General features: G+C 72.8%; 11 protein-coding genes. 2 read left to right on the top strand and 9 right to left on the bottom strand.

Features of this window, described 5'->3' with window-relative positions; genetic code table 11:
- Positions 1-117 precede the first annotated feature (117 nt).
- The 7 genes from ACZ6NC_RS40285 to ACZ6NC_RS40255 all read right to left on the bottom strand — a co-directional run bounded on the left by ACZ6NC_RS40285 (position 118) and on the right by ACZ6NC_RS40255 (position 7,709).
- Entirely contained in the window at positions 118-654 is a 537-nt protein-coding gene (locus tag ACZ6NC_RS40285) for a hypothetical protein (protein ID WP_465738867.1), read from the bottom strand.
- On the bottom strand, positions 651-1,718 hold the full coding sequence (locus ACZ6NC_RS40280; RefSeq protein ID WP_465738866.1) for an SCO0930 family lipoprotein: 1,068 nt from the start codon (positions 1,716-1,718) through the stop codon (positions 651-653). Before ACZ6NC_RS40280 ends, ACZ6NC_RS40285 begins: the two co-directional genes overlap by 4 nt.
- Positions 1,719-1,936: 218 nt before the next feature.
- Positions 1,937-3,379, bottom strand: a complete 1,443-nt coding sequence (locus ACZ6NC_RS40275) for an NADH-ubiquinone oxidoreductase-F iron-sulfur binding region domain-containing protein (RefSeq protein WP_465738865.1) — start codon at positions 3,377-3,379, stop codon at positions 1,937-1,939.
- Positions 3,376-4,275 carry a hypothetical protein gene (locus tag ACZ6NC_RS40270; RefSeq protein ID WP_465738864.1) on the bottom strand — a complete coding sequence of 300 codons (900 nt, stop codon included), beginning with the start codon at positions 4,273-4,275 and terminating at the stop codon, positions 3,376-3,378. The genes ACZ6NC_RS40275 and ACZ6NC_RS40270 overlap by 4 nt, the downstream gene beginning before the upstream one ends.
- Positions 4,276-4,493: 218 nt before the next feature.
- A complete protein-coding gene (locus ACZ6NC_RS40265) occupies positions 4,494-5,888 on the bottom strand; it encodes a DUF1996 domain-containing protein (protein ID WP_465738863.1) in 1,395 nt (464 codons plus the stop codon).
- A gap of 70 nt (positions 5,889-5,958) precedes the next feature.
- A complete protein-coding gene (locus ACZ6NC_RS40260) occupies positions 5,959-6,693 on the bottom strand; it encodes a DUF4142 domain-containing protein (protein ID WP_465738862.1) in 735 nt (244 codons plus the stop codon).
- 209 nt (positions 6,694-6,902) lie between these two features.
- Complete coding sequence (locus ACZ6NC_RS40255; RefSeq protein WP_465738861.1) at positions 6,903-7,709, bottom strand: helix-turn-helix domain-containing protein; 807 nt, start codon at positions 7,707-7,709, stop codon at positions 6,903-6,905.
- A gap of 761 nt (positions 7,710-8,470) precedes the next feature.
- On the opposite strand from ACZ6NC_RS40255, the gene ACZ6NC_RS40250 reads away from it, so the two are divergent.
- Complete coding sequence (locus ACZ6NC_RS40250) at positions 8,471-9,397, top strand: LysR family transcriptional regulator (RefSeq protein ID WP_465738860.1); 927 nt, start codon at positions 8,471-8,473, stop codon at positions 9,395-9,397.
- Positions 9,398-9,516: 119 nt separating this feature from the next.
- On the opposite strand, the gene ACZ6NC_RS40245 is transcribed toward ACZ6NC_RS40250, so the two are convergent.
- Complete coding sequence (locus ACZ6NC_RS40245; protein ID WP_465738868.1) at positions 9,517-12,087, bottom strand: collagenase; 2,571 nt, start codon at positions 12,085-12,087, stop codon at positions 9,517-9,519.
- Positions 12,088-12,322: 235 nt separating this feature from the next.
- Positions 12,323-13,006, bottom strand: a complete 684-nt coding sequence (locus ACZ6NC_RS40240) for a LuxR C-terminal-related transcriptional regulator (RefSeq protein WP_465738859.1) — start codon at positions 13,004-13,006, stop codon at positions 12,323-12,325.
- Between the two features lie 173 nt (positions 13,007-13,179).
- On the opposite strand from ACZ6NC_RS40240, the gene ACZ6NC_RS40235 reads away from it, so the two are divergent.
- Positions 13,180-16,317 (top strand): cytochrome P450, encoded by a 3,138-nt coding sequence (locus ACZ6NC_RS40235; RefSeq protein WP_465738858.1) that lies wholly within the window; start codon positions 13,180-13,182, stop codon positions 16,315-16,317.
- The last annotated feature ends 96 nt before the right edge of the window (positions 16,318-16,413 follow it).

Below are 16,413 nucleotides of genomic sequence, written 5' to 3'. Positions count from 1 at the left end.
CCCCCCCCCCCCCCCCCCCCCCCCCCCCCCCCCCCCCCCCCCCCCCCCCCCCCCCCCCCCCCCCCCCCCCCCCCCCCCCCCCCCCCCCACCGCCGGATCGGTCAAACGCTCACCAGGTCAGCCGGCCCCGGACGGATCGTGGCCGGTGCCATCGGCCTGGTCGGCAGGGTCGGCAGGGTCGGCAGGGTTGCCGTGATCGCCGTGCCCGGTGTGGTCGGCGCCGCCTGTGATCACCCCGCCCAGCTTCGCGTGCACGACGTCCGACGTGGCGTCGGACAGGACGACCACCCACCGGTCACCCACCAGGTACGACCCTCCGTACGCCTCGGCCTCCGACGTCCAGGCCGTCTGGGCGCCGGTGGTCGGGAAGGTGACGATCCAGACCTCGTCGTCGCCGAGGGTGCAGAGCCCCTGGCGGAGGTCCGTGGTGTCGGCGGTGATGTCGGCCGCGCAGCCGATCCGCTGGGCCAGGTCCTCCACCGAGGTCCGCGCGGCGTCGGCCGACGCCCGCGGCGGGGCGAGCAACCCTCCTGCGCCGCCGACCAGTTCGGCGACGCCCAGGGCGAGCAGGACGGTCAGCGCGAGCCACTGGAGGGTGCGACGGACGGTCCTCTGCTGCCGGACGGACGCCACGGTGGAGTCCCCGGCGGTCACTTACCGGTCACCGGCTTCCCGGCGGGGTTGATGGCCGACCACAGGTCGTCCTTGCCGTTCCCGTTGGCGTCACCGGGGGCGTTGTCGCCCGTGTAGGTGTAGACGGGTTTGCAGTTGACGGACAGCTGCCACGTCCCGTCGGGGCGCTGCATCTTGCCGATCAGCTTCGGGTCCACGCCCTTGACCTGGCTCGGGTCGACGGCGGGCGCCGGCTTCCAGGTCATCGCGCACTGGCCCTCGCAGAGCGAACGCATCGGCCAGGACGGGTCCTTGGCGTACTGGTACAGCGTCATGCCGCGCGCGTCCACCACGATCGAACCGAGCTGCGGGTTGGAGGTCACGGAGACCTGGGCCCCGCCCGGGGCGGGCTGCGCCGGCTGGGGCTTCGGCGCCGCACCGGTCGGCGTCTCCGACGGGTAGGCCGACGCACCGGTGGCCGCGGTGGCACCGGTGGCCGCGGCGGCCGCCTTCTTGCCGTCGGGCGCCACGGCGAACCAGGTGCCGCCGACGCCCTGGCCCTTGGTGTCGCCGGGCGCGGTGTCCTGCGCGTAGCGGTAGACCGGCCAGCCGCCCAGCGTCAGCTGCTTCGACCCGTCGGCCCGCGTGACCTCGCCGACCGCGCCGGCGTCGATCCCGCTCCCCGTGCTCGTGCCCTCCTTGGCGACCGGCGGCCAGGTCTTGGCACAGCCGTCGTTGCAGTTGGACATCGGGGGCTTGGCCATGTCCTTGTCGAACCGGTAGAGGGTGAAGCCCTGGCCGTCGGTGACCACCATGCCGAGCGCGGCGTCGTTGCGCACGGTCAGCGCGCCTCCGTTCTGGCCCCCGCCCGCCGACGCCCCGCTGGGCCGGCCTCCGGCGGACGGTGATGCGCCGCCACCGCCGTAGGAGTCGTACGAGCCGTATCCGCTGCCGGCGGGCGCGGCGTCCTGCGCGCCCACCAGCTGGCCGGAGCCCGACCCGGACGGCGTCTTGGCGCTGCTGCTCATGTTGCCCCACAGGGCCATCACCACGAGCCCGACCAGCAGCAGGCAGAGCCCGACCAGTCCGTATCGCTTCGTCAACATGTTCCTTGCCTTTCCATCGGTGGAATCTGGCCTTCCGTGGATGTGCGCGTCCCCGGTGGTCCGGTCCGGCGTCGAACGCCGGTCCGCGGACGCGGGACGTGGGTGTCAGGGTCGATGGCCCTCCGGAATCTCTCGATCGGCCCGCCGCCCCGACGAGCGTCCCGGGCCGCACGGGCCACGCTCGGGGAGGAGCGGCGGCGCCCGGCGCCGCGCCGGCCTCACTGGATCCGCAGCGCGAGGGCGGGACAACGGTCGACGGCTCGCGCCGCCTGGGAGAGCAGCCTCGCGGGGACGGGCATCACGCCCGCGGCGGGGAAGCCGTCCGCCCCCAGCCGGATGACGTCGGGCAGGACGCCGGTGCACAGGCCGTGGGCCTCGCAGAGCGTCCAGTCGACCACGATGGTGCCGGCGCTCTCCACCTCCGGCAGCGGCAGGACGTTCTGCGACGGCCGCCCGCACCCTCCCTGGTACGAGTGCGCGACCAGGTCGCCGTCGAACACGGCCAGGGACGAGGCCACGAAACGGGCGGCGGCGTCGGGGTGACTGCATGCACCCCGTCCGGTGACCGCCCGCATCCCGGCCTGCACCCGGTCGAGTGCCCGCTGGCCACCGCCGCGCACCAGGTCTTCGAGGGACGCGGTCAGGTCGGGGAGCCCCAGGTAGCAGGGCCCGCACTGGCCGGCCGTCTCGTCCGCCAGCCAGCGGGAGATCCTGACGACCTCCCACAGCGGACAGGTCGTCTCCGGCAGCGGCAGGACGGCCCCGGCGCCCAGCGCGCCGCCGAGGCGCTGGAAGGACTGGCGGGACACCACGGCCGAGCGGGCGGCCTCGGCGGTCAGCCACTTCCCGTGGTAGCCGCCGACCAGGACCCCCTGTCCGACGTCCAGGCCGCACGCCGCCAGGACGGCGTCGAGCGGCACTCCGGTGGGGGTCTCCACCACGGTCGAGCCGGCGATCGTGAGCAGCACCGTGCCGGGTTCCTCGGGGGTGCCGATCTCCCGGTAGGGCAGCGCACCCCACCGGGCCGCCACGGCGAGCTGGGCGTACGTCTCGGCGTTGGACAGCAGCGTGGGGGCTCCCCCGACACCGCTGTCGCTGGTGCGCACGCCGCCTCCCCGGGGCAGGGCGATCCCGTTGGTGATGCCTCGGGCGAGGGCGCTCCCCTCGCCCGTGACGAACCGTTCGGGCAGCCGCACCACCGTCACCGGCGGCTTCACCGACCTTCGTTCGGCCAGCGCCCGGCGCAGGGACTCCTCGGTGTCGGTCCGCGTGACGCCGATCGCCACCTGTTCCGCGCCCAGCGCGGCGGCCGCGATCAGCGCACCGTCCACCACGAGGTGCGGGGTACGCAGGAGCAGCGTGGTGTCCTTCAGGCAACTCGGTTCTCCTTCCGTTCCGTTGACGACCACGACCGGCCTGGTACGGCGCCGGGCGACCGCCTTGCCGACCGCCCTGAGCTTCCGGGCGAAGGGGAATCCGGCGCCTCCCCGGCCGCGCAGGTCCACGTTCTCGGCCAGCTCGGCCAACTCCTCCGCACGCAGTGCCGGCAGCTGACCGTGGACCACGAGGTGGGAGCGGTAGTCGACCCGCTCCAGGCTCTCCAGACCGGCGAACAGGACCGGCCGTCCGAACCAGATGACGGGTGGGGCGAAGCCGCTCACCCGTCCTGCCGCCGACGTCCGAGTCCGATGCCGGCCAGGCCCGGCCCGGCGGCCATCGCCCGCCCCACGGCCAGGCCCGGCCCGGCAGCCATGGCCTGCCCCACGGCCACCGGGACGCGCGGGACGGTGGTCTCGGGGCTCGTGGCCACCGGCACCCGCGGGACCGTGGCCTCCGGGTCGCCGGCCTCCGGCGGAAGCGGCCGGACGGTGGCCCGGCGCGGACCGGAGCGGTCCTGGAGGACCAGCCTGAGCGTGAGCGCGACGATCACGCCCACGACGGCCACGCCGTACAGCAGCACCACCCAGGGGGCCGCGACCCGGCCCGATTGCAGCCCGTGGACCAGGCCCGCGCCCCACGCCGGGTACGAGCAGAGGTGGATGACCCTCCACCGGCGTGCGTCACCCGAGCGGGCGAGCCTCCCGCGGGCCGCCCCGGCGAGCGCCACCGCGGGGAACAGGTAGCCGGCGACGGTCCCCAGTCCGAGGACCACCGGTCGGGCCGGGTCGGCGAACGGCACGAAGGCCGCGAGCCCGCCGATCTGGCCCACGATCAGCTTCATCCAGACGTGCAGGGCCAGGCAGACGACGCCCGCGACGCCCATCGCACGGTGAACGGTCTGCGCGACCAGCCGGTGGACCGGCCTCAGGATCAGCCGGTCGGTCGCCGCCAGCCCCCACAGGACGGCGGAGGTGAACGACACGAGTGCGAGCACCCCGACGGCGTACGTCAGGTACGCCTGCAGTCTGGCGTCGACCACGACGGCCGTCACGCCCAGGCCCGCCGCCAGCGGCGGCAGGAGCGACCACGGGCTCGGCCGCCTGCGACCGCCCTCCGCGGGCTGGTTGCCCTCGGCCGCCGCGCGCGCCCGGCCGGCCCGCTCGGTGCCCCGCGGCACCGGGCCGAACCGCCGCGACCGCCGCCTCTGCCCTCTCACCATTGCTGAGCCCTCCGGCCTCGTCCTGAACCTGCTGTCGATCCGATGTCGGGATCCCGGCGCCGGCGGCGCGGGGAGTCGCGATCGCTCCCCGCCCCGGGCCGGGCCCGCCCGTTGCTCTCCGGGAGCCGACCCCGCGGGGTCGGGCCCGCGGGGCGGTGCGCCCCGGGAGGGGTGGGTCACCCGCAGCGACGCCCCTGGTTGATGCAACCGGCCATCTGGTCCAGCAGGCCCTTGTTCATGTTGTTGATGAAGTCACCGTGGTCGGTGATCGGGTTGTGCAGTTGCTCGGGGAAGCTGTCGACGGCGTACCGGACCCCGGCCGGCACGTCGTAGGCGACGCGCTCGACCAGCTGGGGGATCGCCTTGAAGTTCCTCGGGCACGCACCCGAAGCGTTGGAGAAGGCGGTGTGGGTCCGGTGGTTGGCGCTGTCGATGTTCTTGCCGTCCCAGCAGTCCGGGAACTTCAGCGTCCGGACGACCCTGCTCCCCTGCGGGCAGATCGGGTACTTGTCGACGACCTGGCGGTTCTCGAACCCGGTGCAGCTCCACGACGCCCGGACGTTCGCCGGCCCGTTGGTGAAGGCCTTGGCGTCACCGGTGATGATGCGCAGGAACCGGGTCATCGGCTGGACGGGGTTCCCGGTGCCGGAGGTGTACGTGATGTCCGCCTCGGCCGGGACGAGGATCCGTCCCACGTTCCGGTCCTGGCCCCCGCCGGGAGCCTTGGCGTCCTTCTCGTTGGTGCCGTCGAAGACCCGCAGGACGGGCCAGTAGTACGCCGACTGGTCCCCGTTGGAGCAGGTGGTGCCCGAGGCGGCGAGCTTGGCGTTGGACGAGAACGCGTCCGTGGCCACGTTCCCCACGTAGTCGTGCATGTGGTGCGCACCGTTGCTCACGCCGGGGGCGACGATCACGTTGTCGGGGTTGAGGTGGCGGTTCTCGTTGCGCCCGCACCGGGACGTGAAGGAGCCGGTGGCCGACCCCTTCCGGACGGGCGCCGGGACGTTCGGGGAGACGCTGCGGATGTCGACGAACCCGCGTTTGGGGAGGGACTTCGCCTGTGCGGCCGCCTTGGCCTGGGCGACGGCGCCGCCCTCGCCGTCGGCGCTGTACCCCTTGGCCGAGTCCTCGACCACCAGATCGTGCCTGACCACGCACTTCGCCATCCCCGAGAGGTCCTGGGGCAGGCCGGACTCCGGGCCCGCGCTGCCCGACAGCTTCTTCAGGGTCTCCGCGCGCTTGCCGGCGAGGTCACCCAGCACGCGGTCCTCGGTGTCGCCCGAGCCGGGCGCGGACAGCCGGTTGTACGCGTCCGCCACCTGGACGTCGAGCTCGGCGAGGTTCTTGTCCACCGCGTCCTGGGACGCCTCCGGCACCTCGTTCAGGGCCACCCCGGCGTCGGCGCAGGCGACGGTACCGACGCGCGGGGACGCCGCCGACGGCTCGCTCCAGGGGCGCTGGCCGGCGAAGGCCACCGCCGCGACGGTCCCCACCGCGCCGGTACCCAGGATCCCCGCCAACAGCAGGGCACCGGCCCTTCTCCTCGACGCGCCACGTTTACGGGACTTCATGTTCCTCACACTCCTCGGACGTGATCAGGCCTGCCGAGCAGGCCGCGGACAGCCTTCCTCCGGTCGTCGTCTAGCGGGTCGATCCGGCGGGCGCCGGGGGGCGGCTCGCGGACGGCGCGCCCGAACCGGTCGGCAGCGGGGTGAGCTTGTCGAAATCGACGAGCCCGGTGTCCTCCAGGACGTTGATGTGGTCGAGCACCGTGCCGTTGGCCGTGTTCGCCAGATCCCGGATCGTGGAGTTCCGGGTGCCGGCGCGCACCTGGGCCACGACCGCGAACACCTGCCCGTGGGCGCTGCGCAGGATGTTCGCGAAGAGTTCGTCGAACTCCCCGCCCTGCGCGGCGTCCAACTGCTTGAGCCAGCCCTGCTGCTGTGCGGACGGCTCGCTGGGGACGTCCAGTCTCAGGGTCTGGGCGGCGGTCAACACCGCCTTGTCGAGGTCGGTATGACCCTGGGTCAGGTGCTGGCCGGCCAGCTTGACCTCGGGGCTGGTGCCCTTCGCGAGGGCCATCCGGCCTGCCGGGATCTCCCACAGCCCGGCCAGCCGCACCCGCTTGACGAAGTCACGGTCGACGGCGGTGAGCGGCCCGGTGGGTGTCTGCGCGACTCCTTGGTCGTCGCCCACCGGGGTGCTGCGATAGGCACCGGCCGACTTCGCCACCGGGTACACCAGCGCCGCCGCGGTGAGGATCATCGCGACGATGATCAGGAGGGTGGCGAACGACCTCGGAAGGCGGCTCACCAGGGGGAGGCCGTAGGCGGCCGCGGCCGTTCCCGGTCGGCGCTTCTTCCTCAAAGATGACATGGGGCTCTTCCTCCATCGCACCCGGAGGATCAGGGCCGCGCGGAACCCACGGGAACCGGTCCGGGTGGGCCTCGGTGGTCCGCGCGGTGATGGCCCACGCGCAACGGTCCGCGGACGGCGCGGCCGACGAGGGGATGACGCGGCAGCGCGGGACGGCTGCCGCGATCGGACGGCCCGGCGCCGGATCGGTCGGCGCCGGCGGGCGGGCCTCAGCGCCCGTTCGTCCGGACGTTCCGCTGGGGCCCGGACGTCTGGAGCAGGGACAGCATCCCGGCTCTGCGGCGCAGGCGCGCGTACTCGGACGCCATGATCTGGATCTTCAACGCCAGCAGGAGCTCGAATCTGGCCCGGGGGTCGCGCAGACCGCTGCCGAAGATCTTCTCCAGGTTGCGGAGCCGGTTCCGGACGGCCTGCGGGTGGATGCGGAGCAGGCGGGCGGCCGGGAGCGTGCCGCCGCCCTCCAACCAGGCGAGCAGTGTCTCCTCCGTCCACTCCCTCTGCTGCGGTGTCATGTCGGCCAGGCGGCCGAGCCACTTGGCCGAGAGGTGACCCGCCAGCCGCGGGTCCTGGAACAGCATGAGCGTCGCCAGGTGGTCCTCGACGAACTGGATCCCGCCGGAGGCTCCCTGCGGCACCATCGTCAACAGCTTGCGGGCCCAGCCGAGCGACACCAGCGCGTCCTCGACCGGCACCACCGGACCCACCACGGCGGTCCGGCCCTCCAGCCAGAGGGCGAGCACCCGGGGCATGCCCGGCAGCGGGTCGGGAATCAGCAGGTGGGACAAGGTCCCCTTGGTGCCGGCGGCGACCTCCGTGCCGGAGAGGCCCGGCGGCGGCGCTCCCGGCAACGAGTACAGCGCCACCGCCTGGACCGTGGTCGGCTCGCTGCGCCGCACCCGGCCGCCGTGGAGGCCCTGACCGGTGCCGGGCCGTCCCGCGGTGCCGCCGTGACCGGCGAGCCGGCGTTGCACGGGTTCCCGGCGGCCGACGGCCCCCGGCAGGGCGAGATCACTCACCGTGACCCCCTTCCCGCGACGCCGGGACTCCCGTCGCCGGAAGCCCGACTCCCGCCGCCGGAACCTCCCGGGAGCCCGCCGACCCGGATGGCCCAGGCGGAACGCGGCCCGACGCGCCGCGACCCGGTGGCCACCGCTGCGCCCGCGACCCTTTCCAGCACGAAGAGTTCGTACGGAGTCGGCACCGGCGACCTGCTGCCGGAGCATGCTTCCCGCATGGCGGCACCCCTCTCTCTCTCGAAACCCTCGACCCCAACCGGGCCGGACATGTTGAGAGATGGGCCGCCGGAGCTTTCGTCCCGCTGCGTTATCGATCCGTTATCTTCCGCGCAGCGCCCCGCACCCCGCACTCACCGCCGGAAGCGCACGCCACAAGGGCCGCAAGTGCACACACCAATGGCCGACCGAAGGCCTTGCGGAAAGCGGCACTTGACGTCACCCCGGCCGCACAAACTCCTCACAGCCATGCCCGACCGGGTATCGCCGCCCCTTCCGCAGAGAGCTGACGGACCATCACATCACTGCGATCGCAAGCCGCTTCGCTCCGGTCAGGAGAGATCACCGCCGGATCGCGGAGAGCCGCATTGAGCCCCGGAATCGACGAACACCGGTTCGCCCCCGCGATTGTGCCGACCGAACAGGTATTCTCCGGGCTACTTGTAGGCTGTGGCCCCCACCAGGGCATGACAGGAACTGCGGAAGCCTGTCCCACGTCCCTCAGGCCCGAATGCCCTGCACCACATCCACGCGATCGGGGCCGTATGCGACTCAACCTGAACCAACTGGCGATCTTCGCGAAGGTCATCGAATGTGGTGGGTTCTCCGCGGCGGCCCAGGTGCTGTTCCTGAGCCAGTCCTCGGTCTCCAAACAGGTGCAGAACCTGGAGACGTCCCTGCGAACCGTCCTGGTCGACCGCTCGGGCCCGAAGATCCGTCCCACCCCGGCCGGACGGGTCCTGCTCGCCCAGACCAAGGAGATGCTGGCGCTGGCCAATCACGCCGTCGGCGCCGTCCAGGCGGCCGCGCGCTGGCCGATCGAGCGCCTGGTGGTCGGCAGCACGAGCACGGTCGGCGACTACCTGTTGCCGGCGGTGATGCGGGAGCTGCGGCGCCGCGAACCCGACGGGCTGTTCACCGTCGTCGTCAACAGCCCCGAGTGCCTGGCCGACGCGCTCGAACAGGGCCGGATCGGCGTCGGCGTGACCGACGGCCCGCTGCCCCCGGGCCGGTACGAGTCGGAGCAGCTCGCCAGCGACGACATGGTGCTGGTCTGCGCGTCCGACCACCCGCTGGCCGGGCAGGAGGTCACGCCGGCCGAGCTGTCCTCCGAGTCCTTCCTCCTCCTCGAACCGGGCTCCCAGACCCGACGACAGCTGCTGGAGCTCCTGCACACCTGGGACCTCGTCGGCGCGCGCACCCTCGATCTGTGGGGGATGGAGAGCGTCCGGGAAGCCGTCCGCATCGGCCTCGGCGTCAGCCTGGTCCCTCGACGCTCCGTCCGCTTCGAGCTCCTCCACGGCGTCCTCGCCGAACTCCACGCCCGCCCCGGCCCGGCCCCCCGCACCGTCACTGCCAACTGGACCCTCACCCGCCCCCTCTCCACCTACGAGGAACTCCTGCTCTCCCTCCTCCACGAAGTGGCCGGCACCCCCACCCCCCACCGGCCCGCCGAACTCGTCACCGACTGACACCGACCCGGCTCCCCCGCCTGCCGAGGCGCCCCTGCCCGGCAGCCGATCCCGGGGAGGGGGTACGGCTGCCGGGCAGGGACGGGCAGGGGGTACGGCTGCCGGGCAGGGAGGTGCGGTCAGAACTGCGCGCTGATCGTGACTCCGCTGAAGGCGGTCGCGGCATGGAGGCTGACGTAGCGGTAGCCGGCCGTCGGGTTGGTGACGGTGATGCTCTGGGTGGTGCCGGAGGCGGTGGAGGAGGCGGTGAAGGCGCTCGGGGAGGCCCAGGTGTCGGCGTTGTAGTACAGGTACGCGGTGCCGGTGCCGCCGGAGGTCGTGACCTTCAGCGTGGTGGTGCCGGCCGGCAGGTAGAGGTACAGGTGGTCGGTGTTGCCGGCCGCCGCGGCGCGGTTCGGCCGCGAGCAGTTCCGGCCCAGCTCGTCGGTCCGTGCCTCGGTGCAGGTGGGCAGGGTGACGGGGCCGCCGCCGGTGGTCACGGTGACCGAGGTCGGAGTGGTGTGGAGCCGGCCGGTGTCGTCGGTGACGGTCAGGGCGACGGTGTAGGTGCCGGCGGCCGCGTAGGTGTGGCTCGGGTTGCGCAGGTTCGAGGACGTGCCGTCGCCGAAGGTCCAGTTCCAGGAGACGATCCGGCCGGGGCCGGTCTGCACGGACTTGTCGCTCACACTGACCGTGGCGCCGTTCAGCGTCCGGTCGAACAGGGCCGTGGGGCCGGCGGCGTAGCAGGCTCCGGCGGCGCAGCCGGTGAGCCAGGCGTCGAAGTCGGCGTCGTAGCGGGTGCCGAGGCCGTTGTAGACGGCGTAGCCGCCCTGGTAGTCGCCGACGCGGAAGCGCGCCAGCATGGCCTGGACGTCACCCGGGTGCTTCTCGAACATGTAGCGCACCGCGAGGTAGCCCCACGGGTAGACGCGGGTGGTGTCCGAGTTGCCGTAGGTGTTCTGGAAGATGGTGCTGAGCTTGTAGGTGTGTTTGGCGGCCTCCGCCATCGCGTCGGTGTCGGTGGCACCGCGGTAGGCGTAGGACTCGTACTCGGCGACACCTTCGACCCACCAGATGTCCGGGACGGAGGTCTGGGTGCCGAAGCTGCCCTTCATGTCGTGGATGCCGTCGAGGTAGTGCGTGTACTCGTGGTTGAGGTTCCACACCCGGGCGGTGTCATTGAGGTTCCAGGACTTCTGGAACATCACCGACACGGCCTGGTTGTTCGGGTCGGTCGGGTCCATCACGGTCTGGCCGCCGTTGTCGGTGGAGTTGCCGTAGATGGCCCAGGAGTAGGTGGCGTAGTCGGCCTTGTTGGCGAAGATCCCGAGGGTGATGGTCTTGTCGTACTGGTTCGGGATCGGCCCGTTGTCCTTGACCAGGTTGTGGAAGAACGCGTCCTCGCCGCGCAGGCTCGCACAGACGGCGGCCAGCTCGGCGGCCGTCAGCGCCTGGGCCTGGATGGTGCGGTTGTCGCAGACCAGCTGGTTCGGCAGGACGGCCGCGGTCAGCTTCGCGGGCAGGTTGCAGGTCTTGTAGTAGGAGCAGTTGGCGCCGTTGTAGGTGGTGGCCTGGTAGGCGGTGTTCACGTACAGCGGGCCGGTCGGTCCGGTGATCTGGACGGAGTCGAGGACCTGCTTCACCAGTGGCTTGGCCACCGCCTCGATGGTGGCGTTCTGCCCGGCTATGCGGCCCAGGTCGTTGCCCGCGTTGACGTCGAGGGCGGAGTTCGGCCCGCCGAGGAGGTCCCGGTGGGCCACGGCGAAGCTGCCCATGGCGGTGACGACGCCGGTGTCGGCGGTGACCGCCTTGATGAAGTCGGTGTTCCAGTTGCCGCGCCACAGCGGGTACTTCAGCACGGCGTTCACCGCGCCGACCATGTTCGGGAACGCGTTGTAGGAGTTGTCGTACGAGTTCAGGGCCCGCTTGTACACGCCCAGGTAGCTGCCCTGGAGGTTGGCGCTGTCGGTGAGGATCAGCACCTGCCTGAGCACGGCGCCGTTGTTGTCGTTGACGTCCGTCCAGCGCGTGCCGGCGAAGAAGGCGTCCAGGCCGCCCTTGACGGCGCCGGTGAGGGTGGCGTCGTAATTCCCCACCGAGCCCGGGTAGTTCCCCTGGGCGTAGTAGCCGGCCCGCAGGAAGAGCACCAGTTGCAGGATGCTGTTCGCGTTGTCGCCGGTGTAGGCGGCGGCCTTGTTCCGGAACGCGGCCGCGACGGTCAGCATCTGCGACTGCTTGAAGACGCCGCCCGCGTTGGCGCCGGTGATGGTGTCGAACAGCGAGTTGACGCAGTCCACGGTCGAGGCTTCGACGAAGGCGACCAGGTCGGCGCCGCTGCGGGAGGCGAAGTCGGCCGGGGTACAGCCGGCAGCGGCCGCGGCCGTCGCGCCCGCGGGGGCGGCCTGGGGCGCCGTCTTCCCGTCCGTGGGCGGGGGCACCTGGACGGTGGAGCCGGCCGGCTCGGCCATCACGGCCTGGCCGAGCAGCGCCGGTGGCAGCGGGGTGGCGGGCGGGGCGAACCTCTCGGAGTCGGCGGCGGTCGTGGCCGCGCCGGCCGCCTTCGGAACGGCGGGTGCGGCGACGGCCGTGGCCTCTCCCGGGGCGGCCGGGCCGGGGGCGGCGAGCGCCGGGGCGGGCAGCAGGGCGGCAACTGTGGCGCAGCCGGCGACGAGGCCGGCCGCGAGCGTGGGGATGGGTATGCGCAGGCGCACTGCCAAGTCCTCTTCCTGTGGGGGAACTTACCGCGCATCAGCCCGGCAAGCGGAGACTTGGCATGCATCCTGCCACCGCCTGAGGATCAGAACAATGTCACAGTTCATATGTGATGGCACGGGTCATGGCACTTCTGCTCCGGAGCCGTCCACTCGGCACGCCGGCAAGGGCAACGTCGAAGAGGGCCGCGAGGACGAGGTCCGCAGGCAGGGCGGGTCCCGCGGGCAGGGCGGGTCAGCGGGCAGGGCGGGCCGGCTCTGGCGGCCAGGTGCCGGCTGCCAGGACACCGGTGGCGTAGGCGCGGGCGACCAGCGCGGTGCGGTTGGGCAGGTGCCAGCGCCGACTGAGCCTGGCGAGGTGGTAGTTGACGCCGTCCAGGGTGAGGCCGATCTCCTTGGCGATCTGGGCGGTGGTGGCGCCCCGGGCGGCAGCGGCGAGGATCCGGGCCTCGACCGGGCTGACCTCGGGGCGGGGGCCGGCCGGCGGGGCGACGGGTCGGGGGGCGGGTTCGTCCAGTCTGTGGAGGGAGAGCAGCAGGTTCGGGGTCTCCTCCGGGGCGTCGCTGACCAGGTCGACGGTCATCTCGCCGTGCCGTTCGGTGCCGTCGACGGCCGACCAGGAGACCCGGGCCGGATACCGCGAACGGCGGTGCAGTCGAACGGCCTCGGTGAGCGCCTGCAGGGTGGCACTGTCCCGGAGGGTGAAGAACTCAAGGATCTTGCGGTTCCGCAACTGCCCTGGCAGCAGGCCGAATTCGGCGGCCATCGCGCGGTTGACGATCAGCAGGCGGCCGCCGAACTCGCACACGGCGATGGGCATCGACACGTGGTCCAGCAGGCGGAGCGCCCGGTTGCGCCAGATCACCGCGAGATCCTGCCGGCGGTCCGCCACCGGACCGCAGCCGTCGGTCGGTTGCATGCGCCGCTCTCCTTCCGTGGCACCCGGGTGCATCAGATCCGACGGTTCGTGGGCAAGTCTTCGGATGGTGCTGGTACTACACAATCATGTAGTGATCGGGGGTGGGCATCCTTCGCGGCGGGCCCAGAGTGGAAGACGGCCAGAACGTTCCTGCTGCGGAAGGCGATCCACCGATGACCGAGGCCATGACCGAGACCACGACAGGCACCCTGGACGTCCCCCTGGTGGACATCTCGTCGGCACCGCCCGTCGCCGCCCCCGTCCTGCGGACCATGGAACTGGCCAGAGAACACGGCCCGGCCTTCGTCCAGCGGCTGCACGGACGCGACACCCTGATCGTCGGCAGCCTGGACCTGGTCGCCGAACTGGCCGACGAGGAGCGGTTCACCAAGTCGGTCGGTCCGGCGCTGGAGAACGTCCGCGAGTTCACCGGGGACGGCCTGTTCACCGCGTACAACGAGGAGCCGAACTGGGCCAGGGCACACGACATCCTGGTGCCCGCCTTCGCGCTCGGCTCGATGCGCACCTACCACCCGGTGATGCTGCGGGTGGCCCGTCGGCTGATCGACTCCTGGGACCGCCGGGCGGCCGCCGGGCTGACGGTGGACGTGCCCGGCGACATGACCCGGATGACGCTGGACACCATCGGGCTGGCCGGGTTCGGCTTCGACTTCGGCTCCTTCGAACGGGACGAGCCGCACCCCTTCGTGGAGGCGATGGTGCACTGCCTGGAGTGGGCGATGACACGGCTCACCCGCTCGCCGGACCTCGACCACGGCGAACGCGACGCGGCATTCCGGCTGGACGCCGAGTACCTGGCCTCGGTGGTGGACGAGGTGATCGCCGCCCGCGCCGGGGGCCAGGACCAGGGTCCGGTTGAGGACCTGCTCGGTCTGATGCTGGGCGCGGTGCACCCCGCCGACGGCACCCGGCTGGACACCGGGAACATCCGCAACCAGGTGATCACCTTCCTGATCGCCGGCCACGAGACCACCTCGGGCGCACTGTCCTTCGCGCTGTACTACCTCGTCAAGCACCCGTCCGTGCTCCGGCAGGTCCAGCGGGAGGTGGATTCGCTCTGGGGCGACCAGGCCGATCCGGAGCCTTCGTACGAAGACGTCGGACGGCTGCAGTACACCCGCCAGGTGCTCAACGAGGCGATGCGACTGTGGCCGACCGCGCCCGCGTTCAGCCGGGAGGCACGGGAGGACACCCTGCTCGGCGGCCGGATCCCGGTCCGCGCCGGGGAGCCCGTCCTGGTGGCGACCCCCCTGTTGCACCGCGACGCCGCCTGGGGCGACAACCCGGAGCTGTTCGACCCCTCCCGGTTCGACCCCGAGCCGGAGGCGGCCCGCTCGCCGCACGCCTTCAAGCCCTTCGGCACCGGCGAACGCGCCTGCATCGGGCGGCAGTTCGCGCTGCACGAGGCGACCATGCTGCTCGCGATGCTGGTCCACCGCTACCGGCTGATCGACCACGCCAACTACCGGCTGACCATCAAGCAGACGCTCACCATCAAGCCTGACGACTTCACCCTCGCCCTCGCCCCGCGCACGCCCGTACCCCCGGCGGCCGCCCCCGGGGCGCCGGCTCGCGCCGCCGAGGAGCCCGGGCGGGTCCGCCAGGGCACCGGGCTGCTGCTCCTGCACGGCTCCAACTACGGCGCCTGCCGCGAGTTCACCCGGCAGCTCGCGGAGGCGGCCGCCGAACTCGGCTGCGACACCGCGATCGCCCCGCTCGACGCGTACGCGGGCGGGTTGCCCACCGACCGTCCGGTGGTGATCACGGCCGCCTCGTACAACGGGCAGCCGACGGACGACGCGGCCGCCTTCTTCGGCCGCCTCCAGGAGGCGGCCGACCACGAGGCCGACGGGGTCGACTACGCGGTGCTCGGCATCGGCGACCGGACCTACGCCGCCACCTACCAGCGCGTCCCGGCCCTGATCGACGACCGGCTCGCCGCCCTCGGCGGCACCCGGCTGCTCACCCGCGGCGAGGCCGACACCTCCGGGGACCTGGCCGGCACGGTGCGGGCGTTCACCACGGCGCTGCGCGCGGTCCTGCTGGAGCGGTACGGGGACGCCGACGCTCCCTCCGTGCGGCCGAAGGAGACGGTGTACACGGTGACCGAGGTGGCAGGTGGCCCGCTGGACGCCCTGGCCGCCCGGCACGACATGAGCGAGCTGACCGTGACCGCCGTCGGCAGCCTCACCGACCCCGGCTACCACCGGGTGAAGCGCCTGGTCCGGCTGGCCCTGCCCGAGGGCGTCGGCTACCGGACCGCCGACCATCTCACCGTGCTCCCGGCCAATGACCCGGCCCTGGTCGAACGCGCGGCCGGGTTGTTCGGCGCGGACCCGGAGAGCGTGCTCAACATCGTGGCGCACCGGCGCACCGGCCTCGCCGTCGACCGTCCGCTCACCGTCCGCGAACTGCTCACCCACCATGTCGAGTTGCAGGACCGTCCGACCGCCGACCAGCGCGCCGAGCTGGCCGCACTCAACCCCTGCCCGCCCGAGCAGGCCGCCCTGCGGGGCGTGTCCGACGACGACCCGCGCACGCTGCTGGACCTGATCGAGGACCATCCGGCCCTGCGGGAGAGCCTGACCTGGCCGGTGCTGCTGGAGCTGCTGCCGCCGATCAGGCCCCGGCACTACTCGATCTCCTCGTCGCCCGCCGGCACCGGCCAGGTCGAGCTGATGGTCTCCGTGCTCAGCGCCCCCGCCCGTTCGGGCCGGGGCACCTTCCGGGGCACCGGCTCCGGCTACCTCGACCGGGTGGCCGTCGGGGACACCGTACTGGCCCGGGTCCAGCCGTGCCGCGAGGTGTTCCGGATCGGCCATCGAACCCCGGTGATCATGATTGCGGCCGGCACCGGTCTGGCGCCCTTCCGTGGCGCCGTCGCCGACCGCCGCACGCTGCTCGCCGAGGGAGCCGACCTCCCCCCGGCCCTGCTGTACTTCGGCTGCGACGCCCCGGACGCCGACTACCTGCACCGGGACGAGCTGCAGGCCGCCGACCGGGCCGGCGCCGTCTCGATACGGCCCGCCTTCAGCGAGCAGCCGGTCGACGGGCAGCGCTTCGTGCAGGACCGCATCGCGGCCGAGGCCGCGGACGTCTGGGACCAGCTCGCCGCCGGCGCGGAGGTGTACGTGTGCGGCGACGGCGCCCGGATGGCCCCCGGTGTCAGGGCGGCGTTCCGGGACCTGTACCGGCACCGGACGCCGGGGGCCGACGAGCACCAGGCGCAGGCCTGGCTCCAGCGCCTGGTCGAGAACGGCCGCTACGTCGAGGACGTCTACGCGGGCTGACGCCTGCCCCGGCGCGGGGGGGGGGGGGGGGGGGGGGGGGGGGGGGGGGGGGGGGGGGGGGGGGGGGAGGGGGGGGGGGGGGGGGGTGGGGGGGGT

It is taken from the genome of Kitasatospora sp. NPDC041988, assembly GCF_055588525.1.
Note: the sequence above shows the minus strand (reverse complement) of the source record. Positions and strands in the feature narration are given on the sequence as shown.